Here is a 16,019-nt window from a genome sequence, read left to right as displayed (position 1 = left end):
GATCTCCCGCACCCCTGACTTTAGGGAAGTTCCACAAGGCATTAAAGCGAAAAAGTTAATATCCGTTAAGAAACGGCCCTGACGATCTGCTGTTCGACGTCTTCGTCATCAGCTTCAGCGCGAGCACTCTTCTCGTAGTCGGTGTCCTCATTGATGATGTGACGGGCCTCTTCGGGGATCCATTCTCCCCAGCGCGGCTGCAGCTGATGGTCGACGGACACCCGATCGTCGAAGACGAAACATTCGCCCTTCCAGAGGCTGTCGGCTTCCGGCACCTTCTCCAGATAGTTCAGGATACCGCCTTCGAGGTGATAGACTTCCTCGAAGCCGTTTTTCAGCATCCAGGCCGTCGCCTTTTCACAGCGGATGCCACCGGTGCAGAACATGGCGACCTTCGGCTTTTTCTGAAGCTCGTCTTCGCCGTCCACCCAGGCCGGGAATTCCCGGAACGACTGGGTTTTCGGATTGAGCGCCCGCTCGAACGTGCCGAAGGCGAATTCGTAGTCGTTGCGCGTGTCGATGACGACGACATCCGGATCGGAGATCAGGGCATTCCAGTCTTCCGGCTTGACGTATTCGCCTACGATCTCATTCGGATCGATCCCGTCAACCGCAAGCCGCACGATCTCCTGCTTCAGCCTCACCTTCATGCGCTTGAAGACATGTCGGTGGGTCCAGGCTTCCTTGTGGTTCAGCCCAGCAAGCCGCGGGTCCGACCGCAGATGCGCAAGGACCTCACGCACACCGGCTTCCGGCCCGCAAATGGTGCCGTTGATACCCTCTCCTGCAAGCAGCAGGCTCCCGCGCACATCCCGTTCCTCGCAATAGGCCTTGAGCGGACTGCGCATGGCCTCGAAGTCGTCGAGCGGCGTAAACATATAAAGGGCGGCAACGAGAAATTCGTTCATGGGGCTTGTTCTGTTTCTTGAAAGACGCCGGGCCCAAGGGGCAAAAGCACCACCCGGCTATTGGCGCCCTCTATACAGCCTAAGCCCCCCTTCTGAAAAGTCCGCAGTTTCTCGGACCCGGTTCTCTGCAGGCGAGGCCGCCCTGCAGGTTTTGCTTGAGCACAACCGAACATGCGCCAGGGGCCATGCAACGCGGAACTTGCCGATTGAAGTTCCTCGAAAGGAACATCGCCCAAACCCTTCGGAAGAATCGAAGAATAGCGTCAGAGTAACAAAAATATCGGCAACAATTCGCCTCAACAAAACGCTCTACGGAGAAAGATGACATCGTTAGAAATACGAATGAATTCACATAGTTAAAAATCAAACCTCATCCGCTTTCATTTAAGGATCATTAAGCACGCAACCGTACCCTAACCCTGAATTGCCAACATGAGCGGGCGCACCAAGGATGACCCAGTACAAGGTCACCCCGACGGGGGTGGAACGGTTCTTTTCCGAACGGGACCTGATCGTCTCGAAAACAGACACGCGCGGGCGCATCACTTACGCCAACAACATCTTTCGGGATATTGCGGGTTTCGATGGCAAGGCTCTGGAAAATGCGCCGCACAGCCTCATCCGTCACCCGGACATGCCGCGCTGTGTCTTCAAGCTGCTGTGGGACACGATAGAGGCCGGCGGAGAGATCTTCGCCTATGTGGTCAACATGTCCGCGAACGGCGATCACTACTGGGTGCTGGCCCATGTCACGCCGTCCTATGGCGAGAGCGGCAAGATCATCGGCTATCATTCCAATCGCCGGGTGCCCAACCGCCGTATCGTCGACGACATCATCACCCCGCTTTACGCCCAGTTGCGACAGACAGAACAGCAGGCGGACAACCGCAAGACCGGCATGCAGGCCGGTCACGATCAGCTGGTATCGATCCTTCAATCGAAAGGCGTGAGCTATGATGAGCTCATTCACACTCTTTAACGCCACGATCGCGTCGGGTGCCGCACTGGTGGGCGGCGCGGCGACGGTGGTCTGCGCCCTGCTGGGCCTGACCATGGCTACGGTCCTCTGTGGCGCCATCGTCATGCTGGCCATGCTGTTCGCGCTGACCGCGGTGCATCGGACCCGGCGGGGGCTTGGTGCTGCGACGGAGGTCTGCAACCAGATCGGCTGGGGCAACTTCGAGGTGAGAGCCAAGGATTACACCGAAGCCGGTGAAGTCCGTGAGCTGATGACCTCCATGAACCACATGATCGACCGGACGGACGCCTTCCTGCGTGAAGCTGCCGCCTCGATGACCGCGATCGAGAACAACCGCTACTACCGCCGCATCCAGCCAGGTGGCCTTAATGGCAGCTATCTGCAGAATGCGGAAATCATGAACATGGCCATCGAGACCATCAAGGGCCGGGTCGGAGCCTTCCGCCAGTCGACGGATTCCTTTGAAAGCCAGATCAGCCAGATTGCCCAGAGCCTGATGGCTTCCGCCGAGCAGATGACAGGAACCGCCGAGGAAATGGAAACCTCTGCCGTTTCCAATTCGGAAGTCGTGACCGCCATTGCCGACGCGGCCGACCTGACAGCCGAAAATGTGAATGCGGCGGCATCCGCCGCCGATCACCTGTCCTCGACGGCCAGCGAAATCAGCGGCCAGATCGAACGCTCCATCGAAATCGCCCGTGCTGCCGTTACCCAGGTCACGCAAGGCCAGGACAAGGCAAACAGCCTTCGGACTTCCGCCGAAGCTATCGGCGAGATCATCGACCTGATTTCCTCCATTGCCGACCAGACAAACCTGCTGGCACTCAATGCCACCATCGAGGCGGCCCGCGCCGGTGAAATGGGCAAGGGCTTTGCGGTGGTTGCAGCCGAGGTCAAGGAACTGGCAACGCAGACAGCCAAGGCGACACAGGAGATCACCCAGTCTTTGGAGGAAGTCGACGCGGCCAGCCGCGATACGGCTCAGTCCTTCGACACGATTTCCAAAACCATTACGGAAATCGAATCCATTACCACGATGATTTCCAACGCCTCGGTAAAGCAGGCGGAAGCGACACAGGCCATACAGGAGAACGTGACCAACACCGTGGCCTGCACCAACAAGGTGACCGGAATTGTGGATGGTGTCGCCCAGAATGCGGCGACCACTCACGCGGCCTCCAAGACCGTGCTGAGCTCCGCGGAAAGCATGTCCTCCAATGCCGGGCAGCTCACCGAAGCAGTGGCGGCCTTCTTCAAATCGCTGAAGAAAGGCCCGCTCGAGCAGCAGAACAGCGAAGCCGCCTAGGCACACTGGCTGTTAGGCAATCCAACCCGGGCATTCGTGTCCGGATTGCCTCTTTTGGGGAATTGGGTCAAAGCCTCACACCTCTTATCTTCAGGACAGAGCCCACCCCTCACTGGACGTTCTGGAGGCCTACATGACCATTCTCGGCGACCTGCTGTCGACCATCTTCGAGCGCCGCTATCGCACAGCGGCGCCGGACCGGCGCGACAACCGGCCGATGGAGGATCTGGTCAGCGCACTTGTCGGCACGGCCGGCGACGTGACGGGCCTTGCCGCGGCCAGCACGCTCCTGCAACGGTTTCAGGAAATGGAGGACAGCGACAAGCTGCAGTTCTTCCGTCACCTTGCCCACGACATGAACATCGATCCGGCCGGCGTGCGTACTGCCCTTGATGCCTATGAGGCGAGCCCGAACCGGAAGACATACACGGCCTTCATGGCGGCTGTGGAGCCCAAGCGCCAGGAATTGATCCGGCGGCTGAACCAGATTCCCGGTGCCACCGAGCAACTGGTGCGCATGCGCGCCGACCTCCTGCGTCTCGGCGGCGCCGACCCGGAATTGCAGGCGCTCGACCAGGATTTCCGACACCTGTTCATTTCCTGGTTCAACCGGGGCTTTCTGGTGCTGCGGCCGATCAGCTGGGAAAGTCCAGCACATATCCTTGAAAAGATCATCGCCTATGAGGCCGTGCACGAAATCACCAGCTGGGAAGACCTGCGCAGCCGCCTGGCCCCTGGCGACCGCAGATGCTTCGCCTTTTTCCACCCGTCCATGCCCGACGAACCGCTGATCTTCGTGGAAGTCGCGCTCACCGCAGACATCCCGGGTTCCATCCAGGACCTTCTGGCAGGTGACAGGGAACCCATCACAGCGACCACGGCCCGTACCGCCGTGTTTTATTCGATTTCCAATTGCCAGGAAGGCCTGGCCCGCATTTCCTTCGGCAACTCCCTTATCAAGCAGGTGGCCGCCGATCTTTCGGCAGAATTGCCGGGACTGAAAACCTTCGTCACCCTGTCGCCGATCCCTGGCCTGACGAAATGGCTGTCGGCGGAAGGCATTGCTTTCCAGGACGCGGACCCGAAACTGCTGCGCACTCTCGCCGCGCATTATCTTCTGTCTGCCCGCCGCGAGGACGGACAACCGGTTGACCCGGTGGCCCGCTTCCATCTGGGCAACGGCGCATTGGTGCATGCAGTTCACGCTGAAGCCGACACCTCCGCAAAGGGCCGTGCCCAATCTGCCGGCGTGATGGTGAATTACCTCTACGATCTCGGCAAGGTGGCCCAGAACCACGACCGCTATGCGGCGGCAGGGGAAATCGCCGCCTCTTCGGACATCAGGTCTCTGGACGCGGCCGCAAAAAAGCTGGATTTGCGCGAAGCGGAAGCTGCACAACAGGCGTGATGGCGCACGGGTCGGGAGCCAATCGCAGCTCATGCTGCCGGTGCCCTGCCCGCCGAGCCCGCGCCATTCGTCCCCCTGGCGCGCTAACTGTCCTGATCAGAACGACAGCTGGAACCGGGCTCGACGCATCACTGGTCAACGCGATTCCCGCCGCCCCCTCCCCAACCGATAGCTATCGGTTCCAGCGTTTTCCTGACGCTGCCGGAAAGACGGATTTCGGCTGTCTTGGCCTTGTCTTCGGCTTGAAAACCGTCAACTTGCAGGTGACGTGACAGTGCACGGGCGACTACTTCTGCGCTTCTTGGGTAACACCTAAGGAAAGTTGAAGAAGAAATCTCGCGTGCAGCAAAATTCTTTGCTAATCTGCGATTGGCGAAACGGGATCCATACCAATCTCGGATTGAAGCGGCCTCTGCACATCAGGGGACGTCTGGAAGATGTACCGGCGCGAAAAGCCGGCCGCTTTCCAGGCGAGCAGACCGTTCAATGTGTTTCTCGACGCCGGAAATTGTCTGAAAGGCAAAACAAAAAATGACATGTAAAGACAAGGCGGCAGGGATGAGCGAAGATCAATACACCAAAGAGCAGCTCGAATTCCTGGAAATATTTGAAATTGCAGCAAGATATGACTGTCTGTTCCTACTCGATTTCCATTGCTTCGATCTGTTCGACCACGACCAGACCAGCCTGCTGAGCGACGGCGAACGTGCCCAGTTGGCGGCAGCGGCAAGATATGACATCTATGCCGAAGCCATGCAGAAGGGGTTTCTTCCGAAATCCAGTCCCTTTGGAGGCGTCCATGAGCATCAACACTTTTGTTGAGCCGCTACCCTTCTCGCTGATCGAAAACGGATTGGCGGGAGACAAGACGCAGTTTCTGTTCAAGACCTGGCGCGAAAACGAAGGCATCATCGTGCAGGACAGCCGCATGACGCAGCTGAGCCCGTATCTGCTGATGACCTTGCCGACCGCCGAGCCGGGCGATGTGCCGCCGCTGACCTTTGTGGGCAAGCACAGCACCTTCCGCCGGTTCTTTCCACAGGCTCTTGACCCGGAAACACCACGTCCGCCGACCAGCTTCCTACCCTCAGTCTACCGCCAGGGCGTTGCTGATGCCTACCAGATTGCCATGGAAGGCGAGCCCTGGTTCGACATCCAGCGCACAGGCAACAAGCTGGGCGAAGGTGTGCCGGACATGACGCTGCAGCGTCTCCTCGTGAAATTCCGCACCAGTGCCGGGTTCACGCGGATTTTCTGCCTCATGACTTTGCTTGAAGTCCATTCGCGATCCTATCAATCAGATCGCACACATCGTCAGCTGTGTTCGCAACAAAAATCAGATTGGCATCCAGCGTACCAGGCAGCGGCTCAACCCAGTTCAGTGCATGAAAGTGTGCACGGGTAAAGCCGCAGTCGCGCCAGAAGCCGTCCATGAAGTTGAAACCCTGCACCCAGCCGTAATAGAAGCCGGCGCCCCACTCATCCAATGCCTCGATCTGGGCCATCTGGTTGAGCAGGCCGCCGAGCTTCGAACCGCGCCACTCCTTGGCAACTTCCGTTCCGCCCAGATAAACAACGTCGCCGGTAATGCGCCGGCCAACGCGCGGCTGCTTGTCACTCAGCACAACCTTGCCGCCCTCCGCATCCGGGTAGCAGCGGTGAAAATACTTGCGCCAGAAATCGGTCAGCGTCATCGGATAGGCCATTCTGTCGAAACGGGCGCACACCCGCCCGACCATCCGGTCTTCCTCATCCACCAGCGCCAGCCAGAACGCTTGTGAAGGCGTATAGGTGTTGAGACTGGGGGTGAAATGCCCCTCCAGTCGCTTCAGGCCGCTGGCCGCCGCCATGGCCTCGACAACATCGAAATCCGACCCGCGGCGCAGCATCAGCCCCAGGCGTTGAAACTCCCTGTCTATAACGCCCCAGGCACGTTTCAGCTGTGCCTTGTCCAACTCGAAATCCAGTTTATGCATGGATGTCCCGTCTGATGTTGCCCTTCATCCGCATCCTGCAAAGAGCGGCCGCGTCAAACGCGGCGATCGCCTTGTTTGCCAATAGATTAAATAGGCACCGATTTTCCCTGCTTGGCAGCACGTTAAGTTGTCTGCCAAGGCGGTCAAACAAGAAAAAATATCAAGGTTAAAACTTGCGGGTACCGGTTTGAAAGAACGGGAGTTTTCAACCGGAGATTCACTGCCCGCAAGGCAAGCCGGTTATCCACCGCTGTGCGAATGAAACTCTACGCGGTCAGATTTCCCCTTCACGAAGGGGTCATCGTTCCCCTTGGATTCGCACCGCCAAACACATCCTTTGATCAAGTTGTCACCGTCACCGGGCACAACTACAGTTCAGACGTTACTGTGCAAGGACTTGTTGATTGATATTGAACTTGATTGGAGAACACGATGATGAAGCAACTTTTCTTACTTGCTGCAATGTGTGCAATTTCAACTGGCTCAATCGCCAAGGATCTTCCGGCATCAGCCAAGCCGATAACAGAAGCCGAACGGATCGAGATCTTGTCCGGCAACAAGATCGAAGGAATTTTCTACGGAAAAAACGGCAAGAAAGCCGGTGACTGGATTGTCGAGTGGAACGACAACGGCAACAAGATCGCCGTGGTGACCGTGACGGGTAAAAAGCCCGCGAAGAAAACACTGAAATGGGAAGTGAAGGACGGCCAGTTTTGTGAACAGGGCTTCCGGGACGAGACAATGGTCTGCGGCCACGAGAACACCTACTTCAAGGACGGCAGCACCTGTTTCACCACCTTGAAGGATTCGAAATTCATCACGAACGAGTTCCCCTGCTGATCGCAGCAACCACGCACTGAATCTCGTGGCCGTCGACCGGCGGCCACGGATCTCGACAAAATGCACAATAAGAAGCACGGCGCGAACTCGCGGCGCCTTGGCATTTGCATAATTTCCAGGAGAAGAAAATGGTGGGTGAGTGGGGGCTCGAACCCCAGACCCGCTGATTAAGAGTCAGCTGCTCTACCAACTGAGCTACACACCCAAAGCGACAGGGCCGCGAGAACCGCGCGGCACGTCGGATGGCGGGTGTATATAGTGCGATCCGATTTGGCGCAACGGTTTTTATGACAATTTTTTATCATGGCCGGTCTGCGGGGAACGCAACCCGGAGAAAATCCGCAGCCGCCGGAAGGAAAGCTCGTTAACGCCGCCCAAAAGGCAACTTTCAGAAACATCTTCGATCTTTTGCGCAATTTTCGAAATTAAGGCTTGACCGGTTTTATCCGCCTGACTAGGGTGCGGCGCATCAAGACCGGGGCAGACGTGACGGGCTTGGGCCAGCTTGTTGAAGTCGCTGTCATATCGGCTTGCCTCAGGTTGGCGGGACAAACCCGGTTCCGGGAGTTCCACAACGACGTCGAACCGGGCCAGACGGCCTGCAGCATCAAAGGACCGGGACGACATGGCAATGTCGCTCATTCTAGTAGTAGTAGGAAAGCGCGCCTCCGCGGCGGGATAACCCCGTACGGACAGGATGGCGCGCGACCAAGGCTCCCAAAGGGGCCTTTTTTTGTATCCGCCTCCTGACCACGCATTTTCCACCACTGCCCGGATCTTTGACGCCGCATGCGTCAGGCCAGACAGACAGTGTTGTATCAGTCCGCGCCCGATCGGGCAGGATTGACAGAAGAACAAACAGTTATGTGAGCCAAAGCCTGATCCACAGGCGAGAATGCAAGGACGAAACGAATGACACGGGAAATGACCGGCGCCGAAATGGTCATCCAGGCGCTGAAAGACCAGGGAGTTGACACGATCTTCGGCTACCCGGGCGGTGCTGTGCTTCCCATTTACGACGAGATCATTCAGCAGGAAGGTCTGGAGCATATTCTCGTACGGCACGAACAGGGCGCAGGCCATGCCGCCGAAGGCTATGCCCGCTCCACCGGCAAACCGGGCGTTGCCCTGGTCACCTCCGGTCCCGGCGCCACCAACATGGTGACTGCCCTGACCGACGCCATGCTGGATTCCATTCCGCTTGTTTGCATTTCCGGCCAGGTACCGACCCATCTGATCGGCAACGATGCCTTCCAGGAGTGCGACACGGTCGGCATCACCCGCCCCTGCACAAAGCACAACTGGCTGGTTCGCGATGTCGACGACCTGCCGCGCATCCTGCATGAAGCCTTCTATGTCGCCACTTCCGGCCGTCCGGGCCCGGTTGTCGTCGACATTCCGAAGGACGTTCAGTTCGCGACCGGCACATACCAGGGCCCGACGCCGAACCCGGCTGCCGCGCACAAGAGCTACCGTCCGCAGTTGAAGGGCGATGCCTCCAGCATCCGCATGGCCGCCGAATTGATGGCCAACGCCAAGAAGCCGGTTCTCTATACCGGCGGCGGTGTGATCAACTCCGGCCCACAGGCCTGCCAGTTGCTGCGCGAACTGGTGTCGCTGACCGGCTTCCCGATCACCTCCACCCTGATGGGCCTCGGCGCCTATCCGGCGTCCGGTGACAACTGGCTCGGCATGCTGGGCATGCATGGCACCTACGAAGCCAACATGACCATGCACGACTGCGATGTGATGATCTGCATCGGGGCCCGCTTCGACGACCGCATCACCGGCCGGACCGATGCCTTCTCGCCGAACTCGAAGAAGATTCATATCGACATCGATCCGTCCTCCATCAACAAGACGATCAATGTCGACCTGCCGATCATCGGCGATGTCGCCCACGTGCTGGAGGACCTGGTGCGGATCTGGCGGTCTTCTTCGCTGAAATCCGACGCCAAGGCCATGAAGGACTGGTGGACGCAGATCGATCAGTGGCGCGCGCGCAACTCGCTGGCCTACAAGCCGAACAGCGACGTCATCATGCCGCAATATGCGATCCAGCGGCTTTATGAACTGACCAAGCACCGCAAGACCTTCATTTCCACCGAAGTCGGCCAGCACCAGATGTGGGCTGCCCAGTTCTACGGCTTCGAGGAGCCGAACCACTGGCTCACCTCCGGCGGCCTCGGCACCATGGGCTACGGCCTGCCGGCTGCCATCGGTGCGCAGGTGGCCCACCGCGACGCGCTGTGCGTGGACATTGCCGGCGATGCATCGATCCTGATGAACATCCAGGAAATGTCGACTGCCGTTCAGTTCGGCCTGCCGGTCAAGGTGTTCATCCTCAACAACCAGTACATGGGCATGGTGCGCCAGTGGCAGCAGCTGCTGCACGGCAACCGTCTGTCCCATTCCTACACCGACAGCCTGCCGGACTTCGTCAAACTGGCCGAGGCCTATGGCGGGGTTGGGTTCCGGGTCGAAAAGCCGGGTGATCTGGACGGGGCAATCGAGGAAATGATTGCCGTCGACAAGCCTGTCCTGTTCGACTGCCGCGTTGCCAATCTGACCAACTGTTTCCCGATGATCCCCTCGGGCAAGGCTCACAACGAAATGCTGCTGCCGGACGAAGCCAACGACGAAGCGGTTGCCAACGCCATCAGCGCCGAAGGCAAGTCGCTCGTTTAAGGTGAAATAGGCAAAAGGACTTTAAGAAAATGAACGCACAGAATGTTGATGCGCCTTCCGCCTATTTCCTGGCCGAAGTCAGCAACGAAATCGAAACCCACACCCTATCGCTCCTCGTTGACAACGAGCCGGGTGTCCTTGCCCGCGTGATCGGCCTGTTCTCCGGCCGCGGTTACAACATCGACAGCCTGACCGTGTCGGAAACCGAACACGAGAAACACCTGTCCCGCATCACCATCGTGACCACCGGTACGCCGATGATCATCGAGCAGATCCGCCACCAGCTCGACCGGCTGGTGCCGGTGCACCGGGTGACCGACCTGACCGTTCGCGCCAAACGCACCAACCAGGACAAGCCGCTGGAACGTGAGCTTGCCCTGGTGAAGGTGGCAGGCACCGGTGAAAAGCGCCTGGAGGCCCTGCGCCTTGCAGATGCCTTTCGCACCACCGTGATCGACGCGACGACGGAACATTTCGTCTTCGAGATCACCGGCCGGACCTCCAAGATCGAGCAGTTCATCTCCATCATGAAACCGCTCGGTCTGGTCGAAGTCTCCCGCACTGGCGTTGCTGCCGTTCAGCGTGGACCAGAAGGCCTTTAAGAGATCGGTTTCTGATCTCAAGGCCCGTCGCACCCGGTGCGGCGGGCCTTTTTTTGTTTTCCTGCGCATGTTGAGGCACGGCACACGGCAGGTCGGGCGAACTCCCGCCGTCGTGTTCCTTGGCATCAGCCGAAGACTTGCCTACATGCATCGGACACCTCGAAACCGGACAGAACCTGCCCATGCCCTTCGATCTTAATATTTATCTTGAGCGGATTGGCCTGGAGACGTGCCCGGCCACCTTGGACGGCTTGCGGGCCCTGCAGGCAGCTCAGATCAGCGCCATCCCGTTCGAAAACGTTCTGCCTTTTCTTGGCAAGGTTCCGGAGCTTGGCCGGGACAGCCTCTGGCAAAAGCTCGTTCAACACCGTTGCGGCGGTTACTGTTTCGAGCTGAACTCTCTGCTGGGTGACGCACTGGCAGCCATTGGCTTTTCCTCCCGGCAGGTGCTTGCCCGGGTGCGCATGGGGGCGGCGGAAGGCGGAGCACGCTCACACCTTGCCCATGTCGTGACATGTGATGGAACCGAATGGCTGGTCGATGCCGGGTTCGGCGGCCAGGCCCCAGCCGAGCCTGTGCGCATTTCAGAGGAACGCCAGCAGATCCGCGACCAGGTCTACAGAATACGCTTTGAAGCTGTGTCAGGAGAGCACGTACTGGAACGACAGACTGAGGAGGGTTGGTTCGCGCTCTACGGATTTGACCGGGTAGACGTCCGCCCTGTCGACATTGAAGCCGCCAATTTCCTGTGCGCCGCCTCGCCCAGGCAGTCCTTTGCGGGCAGCATGAAATTCTACCGGCTGACGGATCGGGGTTTCATCAGTTTTCTGGACGGCCGGGCCCGGTTTGTCGGTGGCGGCAACAAGCGGGAGTGGCTGATTGAAGAAGCGGAAGACCTTGGCCGTTTCATGCGCAACGACCTTGGCCTCGGATATGACGACGACACGGTGCGAGCCATTGCCCTGCGCTTGAGGGATCTGCTTCTTGCTTGCCCCCCCGAGGCTTCCGAAAGGGACTGAAACCGCTCTTTTAGGCCAAAGTCGACAGAGCTGTGCGGAGCAGGATCTATGAAACGTGGACTACCATCAACAAGATCGTAATACTGAATTCCGCCACCATTTTCTCTTTGAAGTATACCGTTTACCAGCATCGCCTCAACGAACCAAATTTACTTTTAAAAAGTGCAGTATTTTTACCTCAAAGTATTTTATCACCTCTAAGCAACCGTATCAGGAAAATAAATGAAAAAAAACGCAAGACCCATAGAAATTAATACCTGAGCCTTATCTAAATACTTAGATTCTGCGCCGAAAATTTTAAATAACAAAAAAATAAAACAGCATCCCAAGAATGGATAAAAGACTTTCTTGCCAACTTTTTCCTTATTCACCTAGACTCTCGCTGAGAGTTGAATGATTGTTTCCACCTACCGTCGCCATCCCGCAGCGCCGAAAAAACCGATCAGCGTCTTCCGCATTCTTGCCATTGGTGAACTGCACCATCAGATGCTTGCAGCTTCCAGTCTCAGCCCAGTGGCGCACTGCCTGAACTTTGCGCCGTCTCGTCTGAATTGTGCGCAACAGCACCGCAATACCGAGAGGCCTGTGGCATTTCCACAGGCCTCGCCTTCCCTAAAGCTTGCTTTCGATATTGATCGTCAGCGTCTTGCGCAAGGGTGCATCCTCCGGTCCGGTCATCGGCGCGACGTGGTGCCAGGAATTGTAGGTCTTCACGAACAGGACACACTGGTTTTCCTCAAACGGGAACGTCTTCAGCGTTTCAACATCCTCGAGAGGCATCGCCTTGTTGATGTGGTTGAAGACCTTCGTCCGGTCCTTGGGAAGGCACACCGCCGTGCCACCACCCCATGCGTGATCCCAGGCTCCCGGCTCCATCATGGACAGAACCAGCGTGATCAATTTATGCGGAGCGTCGGTGTGCGGCAGGATCTGACCGCCGTTTGCCGGCATCATCGAGAACTCGAACCGGGCACTGATCTCTGTCTGGCGACGGAGGCGACTCAGCAGGCTGGCCTTCCGCTGCCCGTCCTTCGCAATCACCTTGAGCCTGCGCAGGCCCAGGTCGATATTGTTGGCGACCAACATATCCAGCACGTTGTTTATGAAGTTCTCGGATTTCACATGATCGTAAAACGCTTTCCAATCAGGTTTTTCTGACAGGAACTTGTAGTAGTTATCCGGATTATTGATGTCGGACAGAGAATATTTGTGTCCGAGGTTTGGCATGTATTTGAACAGATCCCTGTCAGGATAGCTCTCGACGAGTGACCGGTACATTTCCGGCGGCAATACATCTGTTACATAGCAAACGGGATATGGCTCGTAATCGAATTGAGGCCCGCTCAAATTCAACATGGATCGGGGTCCCTGCTCTCGCTTGGTGTTGGATATTATTCAAGCAGCCGGTTGGAGATCCGGCCGAAACGCGCCCCCGCCGCTTATTGGCACAGGCTGTCGTCCGTCAGCAACCGCTTTCACAAACACCGGGGTGACAAAACGCGCGGTGTCGGCTTGCGTTCCATCAAAATGGCGCCCTAGACGCGACGTGAACGAGCGCGTATACGACACGCGCGCTGTTAGCGCCGATCCGGCGCGATTCAAACCAATCAGACCAAAAGGCATTTCGCCATGATTCACGGTCTCTCCCGGCCGAAAAACCAGATCCGCTGGCTGCTGCTGGAAGGCATTTCGCCGACCGCGCGCGCGGTTCTTGAAAAACACGGTTATACAAACGTTGAAGTCCTGTCCGGAGCCCTGGAAAAGGACGCGTTGATCGACAAGCTGCAGGGCGTCCAGATGCTCGGCATCCGCTCCCGCACCCAGGTCACCGAAGAGGTTCTGGAAGCGGCCAAGAGCCTGGTTGCTGTCGGCTGCTTCTCCGTCGGCACCAACCAGGTCGACCTCAAGGGCGCGCTTACGCGCGGCATCCCGGTGTTCAATGCCCCCTTCTCCAACACGAGATCCGTGGCTGAACTGACCGTTGCCGAAATCGTCATGCTGATGCGTGGCGTCTTCCCGAAATCCACCGCTGCCCACGAAGGCCGCTGGATGAAAAGCGCTGCCGGTTCCCACGAAGTTCGCGGCAAGACGCTTGGTATCGTCGGCTACGGCAATATCGGCACGCAGTTGTCGAACCTGGCCGAGGCCATGGGCTTGCGGGTGATCTACTTTGATCTCGTCGACAAGCTGCAGCACGGCAACGTGATGCCGTCCGAAAGCCTCGATGGCCTGCTGGCTGAATCCGATGTCGTGTCCCTGCATGTTCCCGATACGCCGGAAACGCGCGACATGTTCGGTGCTGACCAGATTTCGAAGATGAAGAAGGGCGCGTTCCTGATCAACAACGCCCGCGGCAAGGTTGTCGATATCGACGCTCTGGCCGCCGCGCTGAAGTCCGGTCACCTGGCAGGCGCTGCCATCGACGTCTTCCCGGTTGAGCCGAAGTCCAACAAGGACGAATTCCTGTCGCCGCTGCGCGGCCTCGACAACGTCATCCTGACCCCGCACGTGGGTGGTTCGACGGAAGAAGCCCAGGACCGGATCGGCGAGGAAGTCTCCAAGCGACTGGTGGAATACTCCGATGTCGGGTCCACCATCGGCGCCGTCTCGTTCCCGCAGGTTCAACTGCCCAAGGGCACGTCGGCCACGCGTTTCATCCAGGTGCACCACAATGCTCCCGGTGCCATGCGCACGCTGAACGACCTCTTCACCCGGCACAACCTCAACATCTGTGCCCAGTACATGCAGTCCCATCTGGACATCGGCTACGTTGTTCTGGATGTCGACAGCCCGGTGGAAGATCCGGTCAGCATTCTGGAAGAGATCCGCACCCTGCCCAACACCATCCGGGCAAGGCTGCTTAACCGGGTCTGATCGTCCCGGCCTTCAGAAACGACAAAAGCCCTGGACCGGTTCCAGGGCTTTTTCTTTTTCGGCGCAGCTGTCCGACCCGTCACTCAACCGAACGATCGCGGGTGCCACAGAAGGTCTAATCAACAGTGACCGGGCTGAAGACCCGGTTGCGCCCCTGTTTCTTGGCTTCATAAAGCCGAAGGTCTGCCTGCCTGAACAGGGCCTCCATGGTCTCGCCGTCCTGCGGCGCACTGGCCAGACCGATGCTGACCGTCACCTTTTCCGGAAGATAGATCTTGCTGAAACGCTCGATCGCCTTGCGCAGCCGCTCGGCCATGGAGGTCGCGCCTTCCACCGGCAGTTTCTCGCACAGAAGCACGAACTCTTCGCCGCCGACCCTGTAGAGGTGATCGTCGGAACGCAGGTTGTCGGCCAGAAGCCGGGCAACCATCTTCAGGATCTCGTCACCGGCCTGATGGCCATGCCGGTCGTTCACCTGCTTGAAGTGATCGATGTCGATCACGAGCAGGGACAGGGGCCGGTTTTCCTGCAGGTTCTTGGCGAGGATCTTGGGCGCATTCTGGTCGTACTGGCTGCGGTGAAGCGTGCCGGTCAGGTGATCGCGAATGGAAGCTTCCAGAAGCTTGTGATAGCGCTCCCGGTAGGTCAGCACCTGAAACACGTCCTTGAAGGACCTGTTGGTGAGCCAGCTGCTCTCGTTGTCGAAATACTTCAGGTAGAGGATGAACAGCGCCGTATAGACCAGCGTCGCCACCATCTTGGCCGCCCAGCCGCCGACAAACACATGCCAGGGCGCACCGGAAACATAATGCAGCGCCAGGAAGAACCCGGCCTGGTCGAAAGTCAGCACTGCCGCGCCGCAGATCAGGAAACGCAGGCCCAGGTGCCGCCCGACCCAATTGCCGATCCGCTCATAAAGCACGATGATCGCGATCGCGTCGACAAACAGCAAGATGGTGCCCCAGACCATCAGCAGTCCCATTTCATCGATAAAGGCGAAATCCGGATTGCGGCCGTCCGTGACCGAGATGGTATCGTGGTTCCGCAGGATCATCACCAGCGCGACGATCAGGAAGTTGCCGATCAACAGGCCGTAGATCGGCTGGCGGACGATCAGCGCATCCTCGCGGATGTAAAGCAGCAGGATCATCAGAAGCTTGCCGGAAAAGAGCACTGTCGACCCGGGGGAGACGATGCCGAACGGCAACTCGATGTAAAAGACGCTGGCGAGATATGTTTCCAGGAAATGCATCACACCAAGCGCGCACATGAAGACGCCGATACCAATCACCTGACGAGCCCGCAGAAGGCTCATCATGACGATGAAATAAACGGCTGCCTGGGCCAAGAGGAGGAGCGCGTTGGAGATGGCCATGGATTACCTGGTAGTTTTCTCGATCCGAGACCTCGATGTATGCA

General features: G+C 58.1%; 16 protein-coding genes and 1 tRNA gene. 9 read left to right on the top strand and 8 right to left on the bottom strand.

The window, feature by feature from the left end:
* Positions 1 to 65: 65 nt before the first annotated feature.
* Positions 66 to 908 carry a rhodanese-related sulfurtransferase gene (locus HEP89_RS17055; protein WP_077292404.1) on the bottom strand — a complete coding sequence of 281 codons (843 nt, stop codon included), beginning with the start codon at positions 906 to 908 and terminating at the stop codon, positions 66 to 68.
* A 451-nt stretch (positions 909 to 1,359) separates the two neighbouring features.
* Between HEP89_RS17055 and HEP89_RS17050 the strand changes: the two genes are divergently transcribed.
* The 4 genes from HEP89_RS17050 (at position 1,360) to HEP89_RS17035 (ending at position 5,423) form a co-directional block, all read left to right on the top strand.
* Positions 1,360 to 1,887: a PAS domain-containing protein gene (locus HEP89_RS17050; RefSeq protein ID WP_023000600.1), complete on the top strand. Its 528-nt coding sequence runs from the start codon at positions 1,360 to 1,362 to the stop codon at positions 1,885 to 1,887.
* On the top strand, positions 1,862 to 3,193 hold the full coding sequence (locus tag HEP89_RS17045) for a methyl-accepting chemotaxis protein (RefSeq protein WP_209014742.1): 1,332 nt from the start codon (positions 1,862 to 1,864) through the stop codon (positions 3,191 to 3,193). The genes HEP89_RS17050 and HEP89_RS17045 overlap by 26 nt, the downstream gene beginning before the upstream one ends.
* Before the next feature lie 133 nt (positions 3,194 to 3,326).
* Positions 3,327 to 4,601: a malonyl-CoA decarboxylase gene (locus HEP89_RS17040; protein WP_168692585.1), complete on the top strand. Its 1,275-nt coding sequence runs from the start codon at positions 3,327 to 3,329 to the stop codon at positions 4,599 to 4,601.
* A 558-nt stretch (positions 4,602 to 5,159) separates the two neighbouring features.
* Positions 5,160 to 5,423 (top strand): hypothetical protein, encoded by a 264-nt coding sequence (locus HEP89_RS17035; RefSeq protein WP_023000596.1) that lies wholly within the window; start codon positions 5,160 to 5,162, stop codon positions 5,421 to 5,423.
* 4 nt (positions 5,424 to 5,427) lie between these two features.
* Here the strand turns inward: HEP89_RS17035 and HEP89_RS17030 are convergent, their stop codons facing one another.
* The 3 genes from HEP89_RS17030 to HEP89_RS17020 all read right to left on the bottom strand — a co-directional run bounded on the left by HEP89_RS17030 (position 5,428) and on the right by HEP89_RS17020 (position 6,577).
* A complete protein-coding gene (locus tag HEP89_RS17030) occupies positions 5,428 to 5,616 on the bottom strand; it encodes a hypothetical protein (protein WP_055655358.1) in 189 nt (62 codons plus the stop codon).
* A 72-nt stretch (positions 5,617 to 5,688) separates the two neighbouring features.
* A complete protein-coding gene (locus tag HEP89_RS17025; RefSeq protein WP_168692584.1) occupies positions 5,689 to 5,883 on the bottom strand; it encodes a hypothetical protein in 195 nt (64 codons plus the stop codon).
* Entirely contained in the window at positions 5,861 to 6,577 is a 717-nt protein-coding gene (locus HEP89_RS17020; protein WP_023000594.1) for a hypothetical protein, read from the bottom strand. The genes HEP89_RS17025 and HEP89_RS17020 overlap by 23 nt, the downstream gene beginning before the upstream one ends.
* A 432-nt stretch (positions 6,578 to 7,009) precedes the next feature.
* On the opposite strand from HEP89_RS17020, the gene HEP89_RS17015 reads away from it, so the two are divergent.
* Positions 7,010 to 7,417 (top strand): hypothetical protein, encoded by a 408-nt coding sequence (locus HEP89_RS17015; RefSeq protein WP_023000593.1) that lies wholly within the window; start codon positions 7,010 to 7,012, stop codon positions 7,415 to 7,417.
* Positions 7,418 to 7,546: 129 nt separating this feature from the next.
* On the opposite strand, the gene HEP89_RS17010 is transcribed toward HEP89_RS17015, so the two are convergent.
* A tRNA-Lys gene (locus HEP89_RS17010) sits at positions 7,547 to 7,622 on the bottom strand.
* An 80-nt stretch (positions 7,623 to 7,702) separates the two neighbouring features.
* Positions 7,703 to 8,059: a hypothetical protein gene (locus HEP89_RS17005; RefSeq protein ID WP_168684466.1), complete on the bottom strand. Its 357-nt coding sequence runs from the start codon at positions 8,057 to 8,059 to the stop codon at positions 7,703 to 7,705.
* 270 nt (positions 8,060 to 8,329) lie between these two features.
* Between HEP89_RS17005 and HEP89_RS17000 the strand changes: the two genes are divergently transcribed.
* From HEP89_RS17000 to HEP89_RS16990, 3 genes are all read left to right on the top strand, one after another.
* Positions 8,330 to 10,105, top strand: a complete 1,776-nt coding sequence (locus HEP89_RS17000) for an acetolactate synthase 3 large subunit (RefSeq protein WP_055655364.1) — start codon at positions 8,330 to 8,332, stop codon at positions 10,103 to 10,105.
* A 29-nt stretch (positions 10,106 to 10,134) separates the two neighbouring features.
* Positions 10,135 to 10,707, top strand: a complete 573-nt coding sequence (ilvN, locus tag HEP89_RS16995) for an acetolactate synthase small subunit (RefSeq protein WP_023000590.1) — start codon at positions 10,135 to 10,137, stop codon at positions 10,705 to 10,707.
* Positions 10,708 to 10,889: 182 nt separating this feature from the next.
* Positions 10,890 to 11,726 (top strand): arylamine N-acetyltransferase, encoded by an 837-nt coding sequence (locus HEP89_RS16990; protein WP_168692583.1) that lies wholly within the window; start codon positions 10,890 to 10,892, stop codon positions 11,724 to 11,726.
* Between the two features lie 612 nt (positions 11,727 to 12,338).
* On the opposite strand, the gene HEP89_RS16985 is transcribed toward HEP89_RS16990, so the two are convergent.
* On the bottom strand, positions 12,339 to 13,082 hold the full coding sequence (locus HEP89_RS16985) for a hypothetical protein (RefSeq protein ID WP_168692582.1): 744 nt from the start codon (positions 13,080 to 13,082) through the stop codon (positions 12,339 to 12,341).
* Between the two features lie 273 nt (positions 13,083 to 13,355).
* On the opposite strand from HEP89_RS16985, the gene serA reads away from it, so the two are divergent.
* Positions 13,356 to 14,600, top strand: a complete 1,245-nt coding sequence (gene serA, locus HEP89_RS16980; protein WP_023000587.1) for a phosphoglycerate dehydrogenase — start codon at positions 13,356 to 13,358, stop codon at positions 14,598 to 14,600.
* Between the two features lie 115 nt (positions 14,601 to 14,715).
* Here the strand turns inward: serA and HEP89_RS16975 are convergent, their stop codons facing one another.
* Positions 14,716 to 15,975, bottom strand: coding sequence for a GGDEF domain-containing protein (locus tag HEP89_RS16975; RefSeq protein WP_168692581.1), 1,260 nt, complete (start codon positions 15,973 to 15,975; stop codon positions 14,716 to 14,718).
* Between the last annotated feature and the right edge of the window lie 44 nt (positions 15,976 to 16,019).

The organism is Labrenzia sp. 5N, from assembly GCF_012395805.1.
Taxonomy (GTDB): Bacteria; Pseudomonadota; Alphaproteobacteria; order Rhizobiales; family Stappiaceae; genus Roseibium; species Roseibium algicola.
The sequence above is the reverse complement of the archived record's forward strand: the minus strand, read 5'-3'. Positions and strand labels throughout refer to the sequence as shown.